The sequence below is a fragment of the Streptococcus sp. E29BA genome, assembly GCF_041807805.1.
Taxonomy (GTDB): domain Bacteria; phylum Bacillota; class Bacilli; order Lactobacillales; family Streptococcaceae; genus Streptococcus; species Streptococcus entericus.
In genome coordinates this window covers 43468-53512 of the sequence record NZ_JBGTZA010000016.1, presented here as the reverse complement: position 1 = coordinate 53512, position 10045 = coordinate 43468, and the positions used below count along the sequence as shown (strand labels likewise).

At 46.8% G+C, this 10045-nt stretch carries 14 protein-coding genes and 1 pseudogene; all 15 read right to left on the bottom strand.

The annotated features are described in order from the left end of the window. Window positions 1–103: 103 nt before the first annotated feature. The 15 genes and pseudogenes from ACERC8_RS05470 to ACERC8_RS05400 all read right to left on the bottom strand — a co-directional run bounded on the left by ACERC8_RS05470 (window position 104) and on the right by ACERC8_RS05400 (window position 10000). Window positions 104–652, bottom strand: a complete 549-nt coding sequence (locus tag ACERC8_RS05470) for an Asp23/Gls24 family envelope stress response protein (protein ID WP_373658884.1) — start codon at window positions 650–652, stop codon at window positions 104–106. 21 nt (window positions 653–673) lie between these two features. Beyond that, window positions 674–865 (bottom strand): CsbD family protein, encoded by a 192-nt coding sequence (locus tag ACERC8_RS05465; protein WP_018367743.1) that lies wholly within the window; start codon window positions 863–865, stop codon window positions 674–676. A 23-nt stretch (window positions 866–888) separates the two neighbouring features. Next, window positions 889–1413, bottom strand: a complete 525-nt coding sequence (locus ACERC8_RS05460; RefSeq protein ID WP_373658883.1) for an Asp23/Gls24 family envelope stress response protein — start codon at window positions 1411–1413, stop codon at window positions 889–891. 14 nt (window positions 1414–1427) lie between these two features. Continuing rightward, a complete protein-coding gene (locus ACERC8_RS05455; protein ID WP_373658882.1) occupies window positions 1428–1628 on the bottom strand; it encodes a DUF2273 domain-containing protein in 201 nt (66 codons plus the stop codon). A 9-nt stretch (window positions 1629–1637) separates the two neighbouring features. Continuing rightward, window positions 1638–2210: an alkaline shock response membrane anchor protein AmaP gene (gene amaP, locus ACERC8_RS05450; protein WP_373658881.1), complete on the bottom strand. Its 573-nt coding sequence runs from the start codon at window positions 2208–2210 to the stop codon at window positions 1638–1640. A 350-nt stretch (window positions 2211–2560) separates the two neighbouring features. Next, window positions 2561–3187: a GntR family transcriptional regulator gene (locus ACERC8_RS05445; RefSeq protein WP_373658879.1), complete on the bottom strand. Its 627-nt coding sequence runs from the start codon at window positions 3185–3187 to the stop codon at window positions 2561–2563. 167 nt (window positions 3188–3354) lie between these two features. After that, on the bottom strand, window positions 3355–3588 hold the full coding sequence (locus ACERC8_RS05440; protein ID WP_373658878.1) for a GlsB/YeaQ/YmgE family stress response membrane protein: 234 nt from the start codon (window positions 3586–3588) through the stop codon (window positions 3355–3357). A gap of 12 nt (window positions 3589–3600) precedes the next feature. Further along, window positions 3601–4476, bottom strand: a complete 876-nt coding sequence (aguB, locus tag ACERC8_RS05435; protein ID WP_373658877.1) for an N-carbamoylputrescine amidase — start codon at window positions 4474–4476, stop codon at window positions 3601–3603. An 18-nt stretch (window positions 4477–4494) separates the two neighbouring features. Next, the gene (locus tag ACERC8_RS05430; protein WP_373658876.1) at window positions 4495–4860 is read right to left on the bottom strand and encodes a GNAT family N-acetyltransferase; all 366 of its coding nucleotides are present in this window, start codon (window positions 4858–4860) and stop codon (window positions 4495–4497) included. Continuing rightward, the gene (gene aguA, locus ACERC8_RS05425) at window positions 4853–5953 is read right to left on the bottom strand and encodes an agmatine deiminase (RefSeq protein WP_373658874.1); all 1101 of its coding nucleotides are present in this window, start codon (window positions 5951–5953) and stop codon (window positions 4853–4855) included. The genes ACERC8_RS05430 and aguA overlap by 8 nt, the downstream gene beginning before the upstream one ends. 14 nt (window positions 5954–5967) lie before the next feature. Then, window positions 5968–6180 (bottom strand): DUF6572 domain-containing protein, encoded by a 213-nt coding sequence (locus ACERC8_RS05420; protein WP_373658873.1) that lies wholly within the window; start codon window positions 6178–6180, stop codon window positions 5968–5970. Between the two features lie 40 nt (window positions 6181–6220). Next, a pseudogene (locus tag ACERC8_RS05415) lies at window positions 6221–7251 on the bottom strand (carboxynorspermidine decarboxylase). Then, entirely contained in the window at window positions 7251–8510 is a 1260-nt protein-coding gene (locus ACERC8_RS05410; protein ID WP_373658872.1) for a saccharopine dehydrogenase family protein, read from the bottom strand. The pseudogene ACERC8_RS05415 and the gene ACERC8_RS05410 overlap by 1 nt, the downstream one beginning before the upstream one ends. After that, window positions 8507–9367 (bottom strand): polyamine aminopropyltransferase, encoded by an 861-nt coding sequence (gene speE / locus ACERC8_RS05405; protein ID WP_373658871.1) that lies wholly within the window; start codon window positions 9365–9367, stop codon window positions 8507–8509. The genes ACERC8_RS05410 and speE overlap by 4 nt, the downstream gene beginning before the upstream one ends. A 213-nt stretch (window positions 9368–9580) precedes the next feature. Continuing rightward, window positions 9581–10000, bottom strand: a complete 420-nt coding sequence (locus ACERC8_RS05400) for a T6SS immunity protein Tdi1 domain-containing protein (protein WP_373658870.1) — start codon at window positions 9998–10000, stop codon at window positions 9581–9583. Between the last annotated feature and the right edge of the window lie 45 nt (window positions 10001–10045).

Genomic DNA, 10045 nt, shown 5'->3' with positions numbered 1-10045 from the left:
CTAGACATAGAGTTCTCCTGTTTTCTTTAGTGTAGAACACTTTATAAATTCTGTCTAGTTTAGTGTAACCGATTCATCTTTTCTCTTTCTTAACTCTTAAACATTAGTTTACACGAGCTTCTGTCGCGTCACTGATTGTTTCTTTGGCGGTATCAATACCATTTGAGAAGGCCACACGAGCTTTCTCTGCTTGTTCAGATGCAAAGTCACTTGCTGACTGTGCCGCATATTCAACCCTGTCTTGTGCGGTGATTGAATCGGCAACATGTTCAGCACGTGTCTTAACATCAACAACGTTAACATTAAGCTCAACCAAGACTAACTTGGTCATCCGTTCCACTTCACGGCTAACAACTTCCTTGATTTGTTCCGCGATGGCAGGAATATCTTTTTGGTATTCAACAATAATGTCAAGGTCAACCGCAACTTCTTTTGTACCAACTTCAACATTGACACCATCAGTGACCTTTTCAGCGTTGAAGGTCTTGTTTTTTAAGTCAGTGAAGAAGCCTCCACTAACAGCCAACAAGCCATCAACGGTTTCTAAAGCATGACCAACAATCTTCTCAATCACCTTGTTTTCATAGGTCAAACTTGTTTTAATTGGTTTTACTACAGTAGTTTCTGCTGGTTTATTTGCTTGATTTGTCATCTATTTCTCCTTTGTTTGCCTTTATTTTAGGAGGCTATCAATAGCCCCTTTAACAGTTGCTTTGGCATCTTCAATGCCTTCCTTGATTTTTCCACCAAGTTTTTCAGCCGTTCCTTCAGCCTCTAACTGTTTGTCTCCTGTGACTTTACCAGCAGCCTCTTTAATACCGCCTGCAACTTGGTCTAGTTTTGCGTCAAATTTTTCTTGTGTCATGATGATAAACCTCTCTATTTTTATTAAACCACACGTGGTTCTGTGTTCTCTTTAATTGTAGTTACTGTGCCAGATACAGCTGACTTGACATAATCAGCTTGCTTGCTCGCAAATTCTCCGGTCGTACTTGCGGCGTTTTCTAGACGATCCTGAACAGTAATGGAATCAGCTTCGTGCTGGGCTCTTGTCTTAATGTCAACAACGGTTACATTGACTTCAACCACTTCAAGGTCTGTCATTTTGCCAACTTCTTCGACAATAACGCGCTTGATGTTTTCAAAAATTGTCCCAACGTGTTTTTGGTATTCAACAATCACCTTCAAATCAACAGCGACTTGCTTGGTACCAACCTCAACATTGATGCCGTCTGTGACATTGTCAGTTGAAACAACCTTGTTTTTCAAATTGGCAAAGAAGCCACCGTCAATGGCTAAGAGACCATCAATATGTTCCAAGGCATAACCAACGATTTTTTCGATAACTTTATTTTCATAAGTTAACTCACCAGCTAAAGCAACTGGGGTTACAGGGGTTACGGTAGTTGTCATCCGTCCATCTCCTTTTATAATTTATTTCTTAATTTGATGAGGTATTTCTCTAAAATACCAGTGTCCTTAAACTGGTGACCGATAATCGCACCTAGTGCTACAATCATCACCAACAAGAGGGTTTTGAAAAATCCGAAGCTGAGGATAATCAGCATCAGCAGGAGCGCGATGATAGCTCCAGTGATAGCATATTTGTACTCACGAATAAAATCCATAAAACCTCCTTAAATCACACGACTCTGCTTGCTTGATCCTGTTTTATCAACTTGTTTAACAACAACAGTTAGGTCAATCGGCTGTTCCACACCGACAAAATCACGCAAGGTTCGTTCAATAGCTGATTTTAAGCGATTAGTGCGGTTGACGACGTCATATTTGGGAACGACATCACCTGTAACCTTAACCTTAAAACGACGTTTGTAAAGCTTGGTCTTAACCACAAAGTCTTTCATCAAGCCATGCTCCTGCACAACAGATTTGACCAGACCGTCGATGGCTGACCTGCTCAGCACTAATTGACCATCTTTTTTAGCGAGTGGTAACTCTGTTTGCAAACGCGGGAAGATAATAATCACTAAAATACCGATTAAAATCACGATAATGAGGGATAAAGCAGCCCAAAACGTATAGGTCGCAATGAGTTGTCTAAAAGGGAATTGAATGCCCGACAAGTCTCTCAAAGCTAGCAGCTGTGGTGGCACATTTGCATCGAGGGCACTCGTTACCAACAGTGGCAACAAGAGCGTCAACAACACAATACCAAGTACAACGCTTATCAGTTTGGTAAGTTTTGACATCTTTCCTCCTATTTTTTGTGTAACGACTGCTATACAAGGGATAGGCAGAACGTTTGATAGATGGCTAGAACGCGAGGTAATGAACACACCCCAAGGAATTCCCCGTTTTCTTAAAAACATCTTAATTAAGGTCTTTTTTGCTTGTCCGTTCATTTTGACAAAGCAAAGTGACCATACAAAGTTGTATACCTCTATACATCTTCGTATTGTCAGTTTACCATAAATGAAACCAAATTGCAAGCGTTTTTTATCACTTTTTCACAAAAAAATTTCCCTTGCTTGAAAACAAGGGAAAATAGACGTGTTATTCACTGTAAATTTTTCAACACTTAACAAGCACTTTCCCCTGTCTAATCTTGGTTGAAAAAGGTATCAACTCTAGCTAAAACCTGGTCATCACCAACCATATAGAGAATATCCTCAGCCTGAATCGTTTCATAAGGCCCAGGCGATAAGATGAGGTTCTCCTCATGCTGAATCGCAATAATGGTCGCTCCTGTCTGATGCCAAAGATTAAGATCTGCCAGACTTTGCCCAAGCTTACTCGTTCCTGTAACTGTTAGTTCATAAGGACGAAACGGGTAGTGTTTTTTTGCCAAAGAAGTCTGATTCATAAAGGCATGAATCATCTGTTTCATACTATCCATGGCCTTTTTCTGGTAATTGATGGTCGCAATAATGTCCTTGGACAGGGTCTTAATATTATTTTCAGAATCAAACTGAGTGATGAACTCTTCTGCCTTTTCCTGAGAAATAACCGTTGACCCACTGCCCTGACGGACCTCCAAAATGCCGAGGTCGACTAAAACATTGATGGCTTTTCTAGCCGTTTCAGGAGAGACGCCAAAGTTGCTCGCAATGGTCGAACGTGACTTGAGTTTATCACCGACTTGATACTTGCCATCGGCGATGCGCCCTGCGATTTCAAGGGCAACCTTTTGGTATTTTGAGGTCACAATGTTTTCAACTTTAGGCATAACTCCACGTCCTCCTCTTTATCTTTATAACCATTATAGCATACTTTCGATAAAAATGGTATCGCTTTACTTTACAAGGTTATTCTTTCTAACATAGCAGAGCTGCCTCTCAGCTATCTGACTAGACCCAAAGTGACCACTTCCTATCCTAATCACTAGGCAAATTTTTAATCGCGACCAAGAAAATGCGCCACAACAATAGTGACTAAAGCCGCTCCGATAATAGAAGGCACCAGTGCCATTCCAGCCAAAGATGGCCCCCAGTCACCCAGCAAAGCATGACCAACATAAGACCCTGCGATACCAGCTAAGATATTAGCAAGACAACCCTGTCCTCCTTTTTTCGTCAAAGCGCCACCAATAAAGCCAATCAAAGCCCCAACAATCAGTTTCCAAATCATATCTTATTTCTCCTATTCTGCAATGCGTGTGTACATGTGTGATCTGCGGTCACGGAAAAGCCCCCAGTCCAGACGCTCACGGCGCCCCTTGTCCAAGTCATAGGTCGCTAAGAGAACCATCTCGCTAGTCTTATCGGCTTCTTGGAGCAGGTCGCCTGTCTCATCAGTCAAAAAGGAAGTGCCGTAGAAATTAAGCTGGGAACTCTGTCCGCCGTTGGCCTCCTGAGGGAGGACTTCCTCCAGACCGACGCGGTTGGCAGCGATGACTGGCAGGATATTGGCTGCAGCGTGTCCCTGCATGGCGCGCTTCCAGTGCCTTGTGCTATCTGTTCCTAAAATAGGTTCAGAGCCAATAGCCGTCGGGTAAAAGAGGAGCTCCGCCCCATTCAAGGCCAAGCAACGAGCCGTTTCTGGGAACCACTGATCCCAACAAATGCCGATGCCAATCTTGGCGTATTTGGTCTCCCAGACCTTGAAGCCTGTGTTACCTGGCGTGAAGTAAAATTTCTCCTGGTAGTAGTGGTCATCTGGGATATGGGTCTTGCGGTAAACCCCCATAACCTCTCCGTCTGCATCAATCACGGCGACAGAGTTGTAAAGGGAATTGCCATCTTTTTCATAGAAACTGATGGGCAAAACCACACCCAACTCACGAGCAATAGGCTTGAAATGCTGAATGGCATCGTTGTCCTCAACGGACTTGGCATAATCATAAAAATCATACTGACGCTCTTGACAGAAATACGGGCGCTCAAAGAGCTCTGGCAAGAGGATAATCTGGGCGCCTTGGCTGGCAGCCTGACGCACCAGACGCTCGGCAGTGGCTAGGTTAGCTGCTACCGCTTCTTGGCACTGCATCTGAATAGCAGCAACGGTTACGTTTCTCATGGGGGTCCTTCTCTCTAATCACGGTCGGCGAAAACCTGTGCCAACCGCTCTAAATCTATTATTGTCATAAAAGCTGTCTGCTTGGGAAATTAGCTCTAATCTTGTTGTTAGATAAGCTGCTTGCAACTCATCAAGTAAAAGACTGCCGTAACCCTTACCCCGATAAGTTTCAGACACGAGGCATTCACAAACAAAGGTTGTGACCAGCTGATCGGTCAAATAACGAACAAAACCAATCACGGTCTCATCGGCAACAAGCACCAGATAGGCGGAATGAGCCATCAGTTGATTGACCTTATCCTTAAAGGTCAACCAACCCTCTTGCTGGTACAACGCTGAAAGAGCTACTGCATCAGCAAGTTCTCCACGTCTCACCCTAATCATCGACACTTCCACCAGCAGGAATCTGCTGGGTCAGGCAGTGGATGTTGCCACCACCGAGGAGCAGGCTTCTGGCAGGGATCGGTCGGATGGTTCGTGTGGGAAATAGCTGAGCCAATAAGTCGATCGCCAACTGGTCATGAGGGTCATCAAAAACAGGCAGAAAAATGGACTGGTTGCTGATATAGAAATTAACATAGCTGGCAGCCAGTCGCTCCCCTACCAGTCGCTCCTGCTCGCCTTCCTCGTAGACATAGCCTGCTAGGTCATCTTCTTTGACACAGACCGCTTCCTTGGGGATAAGGAGCTTGTGCACGGTGAATGGTCTGCCCTTGGCATCGGTCACGGTTTGAAGGTAGTCCCAGTTGGCTTTGGACAAAGCGTACTGAGGGTCAGTCTCATCATCTGTCCAGGCCAGCACCAGCTCTGCTGGTCCGACAAAGGCACAGATGTTGTCAACATGCTCATTGGTCTCGTCTTGGTAAATGCCGTTTGGCAACCAGATGACCTTGTCCGCACCTAGATAAGTCAGAAGCTGTTGTTCGATTTGCTCTTTTGTCAGGTGAGGGTTTCGTCCTGGGCTGAGTAAGCAACTCTCGGTGACGAGAATCGTTCCCTCACCGTCGCTGTGAATCGCACCGCCTTCAAGGACGAAGGGCTTGGCGGAGTAGACAGGCAGACCCAAGGCGTCCGCAAAACGACTGGTCAGCAAGTCATCGTCCGCATAGTCCTGATAAAGCCCGTCAACAGCCCCTCCCCAAGCATTAAAGCTCCAGTCGACAGCCAGCAAATCTGCTCGGCCATTGACCAAAACCGTCGGACCTGTGTCCCGCGCCCAAGCGTCGTTGGTCGGCAGATCCAAATAGGTCACGGCATCGCCCAAGGCAGCTCTGGCCTCAGACAGATGCTGGGCGTCCACAAGTAGGTAGACGGTCTCCTCGGTCGCCAGCTGGCGGATAATCTGGGTAAAGGTCGCCTTGGCAGCCTGACCATTGTAAGGCCAGGAGCCAGGGCGGATGGGCCAAATCATGAGCGTCCCTTGGTGGGTCTCATACTCGGCAGGCATACGATAGCCTAGGGTTTTAGGTGTGCTCATGGGGTCTCCCTTAGTTAAGAATATAATTGAATACTGAATTGGTAGTCAGGGAAGGCTTGCAGTTGTTGATTAACCCTGCCTAAAAAGTCCAGTCCTTCTTGTGGCACCGTTTCTTTGGCATAAACCAACAAGCTAATCGCCTGAATAGCATGATCAGGGTAAGTTTCTTTGAATTGACCTGATGCGATGAAAGACAGGGTTATCGTCAGCAATGCCCATACCGTCAATTTTGTCGTGTTCGTCGAGTGTCATGGTTGGCTCCTACTCCTAACCCAACCGCATCTTAAAGTCTTCATAGCCAAAGGCTTTGATCAGCTGGCAGTCACCGTCCTTGTCCATGGTGTAGAGGCTAGGCAGACCGATGCCGTTGAAGGTATTGTTCTTGACAAAGGAATAGATGGCCATATCCTCAAAGTAGAGGCGGTCGCCGATGGCGACAGGCGCATCAAAGGAGTAATCCCCAATGATGTCCCCTGTCAAGCAGGTGTTGGAAGACAAGCGGTAGGTGTGGGCCTTGACGTTGGGCTGGTCACCGCCACGCAGGGGTGGGCGATAAGGCATTTCCAACACGTCAGGCATATGGCAGGTGGCAGAGGCGTCCAGCACCAAGGTCTCGATGCCGTTTTCCACAATGTCCAACACCTCTGTCGCCAAATAGCCTGCCTGAAGCGCCACCGCTTCACCAGGCTCTAAATACACCTCGACACCATAGGTCTCCTGAATATGGCGAATGCAGGACTTGAGCAGGTCAAGGTCGTTGCCAGATCGTCCGAATTTTGCTCGCAAAGGGTGTGGAAATGTAGCCCATCCACCAACTCAATCAGGTCAGGGCTGAACTTGTCCAGCGTCACCCCAAAGCGAGAGCCAAAGGCACAGGGGTCGTAGAGGGCCTGATCATCTTGGGTCGAACACTCTGGGTTAATCCGAAGCCCGATGGAAACCCCAGCCGCACGCGCCTTAGCGTAGTGCTTACGCAGCTGCCGCTCCGAGTTAAAGACGATATGGTCAGATACCGACAGCAGCTCATCAATCTCGCTGTCCTTAAAGGCAGGGGCAAAAACATGCGCCTCGCCCGCGAACTCCTCGCGCCCCAAGCGTGCCTCATAGAGCCCACTAGCCGTCGTCCCCGCCAGATACTGAGCCAGCAGGGGGTAGGTAGCATAGAGCGAGTAGGCCTTCTGCGCCAGCAGGATTTTACAGCCCGTCTCCTCTTGGATTTGGGACAATAGCAGAGCATTGGCTTTGAGTTTTTTCAGGTCAACAATATAGGCAGGGGTGGGAATTTGCTCAATTTTCATTAGTCAACCACTTTCGGATTTTCAACAACCACCCACGGCAGACCATACTGGTTGAGCAAGTCCATAAACGGATCTGGATCCAACTGTTCTAGGTTGAAGACCCCAGGCTGCTGCCAAGTCCCGTCCATGACCAATTTGGTTCCAATCATGGCAGGCACCCCAGTCGTGTAAGAAATGGCCTGAGAACCAACTTCCTTGTAGCACTCTTGGTGGTCACAGACATTGTAGATGTAGATGGTCTTCTCCACCCCGTCCTTGATGCCTGTAAAGATACAACCGATGTTGGTCTTCCCAACTGTCCGAGGACCAAGGCTGGCTGGGTCAGGCAAGAGAGCCTTGAGGAACTGGATAGGCACAATCTCCTGACCGTTAAAATTGATGGTGTCGGTGCGAAGCAGGCCAACATTTTCCAAACATTTCATGTGGGTCAGGTAAGACTGCCCAAAGGTCATAAAGAAGCGAATGCGTTTGACATTTGGGATAAAGCGCGCCAGTGACTCGATTTCCTCGTGGTGGAGCAGGTACATGTCCTTGAGCCCAACTTCTGGGAAGTCGTATTCGCGTTTGATGGACATGGCTTCCACTTCCACCCACTTGCCGTTTTCCCAGTAGGAGCCTGGAGCTGACACTTCACGCAGGTTGATTTCAGGGTTAAAGTTGGTAGCAAAGGGATAACCATGGTCACCGCCATTGCAGTCCAAGATGTCGATGTAATGAATTTCATCAAAATAGTGCTTGAGGGCGTAAGCGGTGAACACGCTGGTCACCCCAGGATCAAAGCCAGAACCAAGAAGTGCCGTCAAGCCAGCTTCCTTGAATTTGTCCTGATAAGCCCACTGCCACGAGTAGTCAAAGTAGGCTGTGAAGCCCTCTTCCTCGCAACGCTTTTCATAAATCGCCCGCCACTCAGGGTCTTCGGTGTTCTCCGCCTCGTAGTTAGCGGTGTCGATGTAGTGAACCCCCGTCGCCAAGCAGGCATCCATAATGGTCAAATCCTGATAAGGCAGGGCAACGTTGAGGACAGCCTTAGGCTGGTAACTCTCAATCAGGGCAATCACTTCGTCCACCTTGTCCGCATCCAGACTGGCGGTTTCAATTTTAACGTTGGTCTTACCTGCCAGTTTCTCCTTGAGGTCATCACACTTGGATTTGGTGCGACTGGCAATCATAATCTCGGTAAAGGTGTCCTCAGCTTGACAGATTTTACTGATGGCCACTTGGGCAACACCCCCACAACCAATAACTAACAAACGACTCATTTTTTATTCTCCTCTTCTTCTAAAATATCTTCCACATAGCGGGGCAACATAAAGGCACCCACGTGCAGATTAGCCGCATAATATTCGGTAAAAAGCTGGCGCGATTTCCAGCGCTCCTTGTCAAAATCATGGACAGGGTGATAGACCTTGGACGCAAAACCAAAGAGCCAGTAACCCGCTGGACTGGTCGGGATATGGGCTTGATAAACCCGACTGATGGGGAAGGACTGAGTCGCCTTACGGTGCATGCTGCGGCAGGCCGATTCATCCTCGTCAAAAAATGGGCTCCCATGCTGGTAAATCATAATCCCGTCATCCTTGAGGGCGCGGAAGCTATTGCCATAAAACTCCTTGGTAAAGAGCCCTTCCGTGTGCCCAAAGGGATCGGTCGCGTCGTTGATGATGATGTCGTACTCATTCTCGCAGTTGCGTAAGAACCGTAGTCCATCCTGCAAGTAGACCGACACCCGTGGGTCATCCAGCCCCTTGGCATAGTCAGGAAAATACTCCCGACACACCTCAACCAACATCTCGTCAGGTTCAACCACATCAATGGCTTCAATATCAGGATAGAGGCTAAGTACCTGAGCCACACCGCCATCACCCCCACCCAAAATCAAGATTTTCTTAGGATTGGGATGGACAGCCATGGGCACATGGGCCACCATTTCATTGTAAACAAAATCATCTGCATCCGAAAACAAAATCTTACCATTCAAGGTCAAAATCCGCCCGAAAGCAGGAGAATCCAACACCGCAATGTCCTGAAACTCGCTCTGACCAGCATAAAGCTGCTGACTCGTACGAATGGATAACTTCGCATCCGGCGTATGGATTTCAGAAAACCACATTTCCATATAAGATACAAAGGGACGGTTCGGCTCGCCGAAACTTTTCGTAGAAAAATAGGAAATCTGACGCTGATGCTTGGCATCAAGGAAAGATTTATCATTTTTCCTAGAAAAGTAGTCCCGTGTTCAGTTCCTTTCTAAAACTTTTTCTATTTGTAACAGCAAGTATCTTCGCTTGATATTTTTCAAGCTCAGACCTTAGCATCTGCCTACTCAGAGTTAGAACACGCCCCCCACAAGTTCAACAATGAGATGCAGGTGTTCTCTAATTTTCACCTTATCCAGATTATCGACATGTTTTTTGCCACCCAATCCTAATAAGGGGACAAAACCAAAACACTGGTCATAGCTCAGAGAACCAAATCGAGTAATCGCTTCTTCATACAGAGGAATTTCGAAATAATCTTCTAAAAGTTCTTCATCCTCTAAATCCTCTAAAAAGTAATACATATTTTCCGGAATAGATACAAAATCACCCTCTTTATATCGAATTAGTCTCAAATATTTATTTTCTTCTAGAATAATGATGTCTCCAAACGCAGTTATAAAAATTGGGAGTGACGACTCACCTCGACAATACGTTTCCTTGACAAATTCTTTATAGTCATCTGGGTTGATAATTTTGAGGTAATCATTCAAAAAAGTTCCTAATCTATGCCCTCTCCACATTTAAACGAGTTCTTC

Bases quoted from the DNA above. Each gene is read 5' to 3' on its own strand.
- ACERC8_RS05410 (WP_373658872.1), bottom strand. From the start codon at position 8,510: ATGAGTCGTTTGTTAGTTATTGGTTGTGGGGGTGTTGCCCAAGTGGCC.
- aguA (WP_373658874.1), bottom strand. From the start codon at position 5,953: ATGAGCACACCTAAAACCCTAGGCTATCGTATGCCTGCCGAGTATGAG.
- ACERC8_RS05460 (WP_373658883.1), bottom strand. From the start codon at position 1,413: ATGACAACTACCGTAACCCCTGTAACCCCAGTTGCTTTAGCTGGTGAG.
- speE (WP_373658871.1), bottom strand. From the start codon at position 9,367: ATGGAAATGTGGTTTTCTGAAATCCATACGCCGGATGCGAAGTTATCC.
- ACERC8_RS05470 (WP_373658884.1), bottom strand. From the start codon at position 652: ATGACAAATCAAGCAAATAAACCAGCAGAAACTACTGTAGTAAAACCA.
- ACERC8_RS05440 (WP_373658878.1), bottom strand. From the start codon at position 3,588: ATGATTTGGAAACTGATTGTTGGGGCTTTGATTGGCTTTATTGGTGGC.
- ACERC8_RS05465 (WP_018367743.1), bottom strand. From the start codon at position 865: ATGACACAAGAAAAATTTGACGCAAAACTAGACCAAGTTGCAGGCGGT.
- ACERC8_RS05455 (WP_373658882.1), bottom strand. From the start codon at position 1,628: ATGGATTTTATTCGTGAGTACAAATATGCTATCACTGGAGCTATCATC.
- ACERC8_RS05445 (WP_373658879.1), bottom strand. From the start codon at position 3,187: ATGCCTAAAGTTGAAAACATTGTGACCTCAAAATACCAAAAGGTTGCC.
- aguB (WP_373658877.1), bottom strand. From the start codon at position 4,476: ATGAGAAACGTAACCGTTGCTGCTATTCAGATGCAGTGCCAAGAAGCG.
- amaP (WP_373658881.1), bottom strand. From the start codon at position 2,210: ATGTCAAAACTTACCAAACTGATAAGCGTTGTACTTGGTATTGTGTTG.
- ACERC8_RS05430 (WP_373658876.1), bottom strand. From the start codon at position 4,860: ATGATTAGGGTGAGACGTGGAGAACTTGCTGATGCAGTAGCTCTTTCA.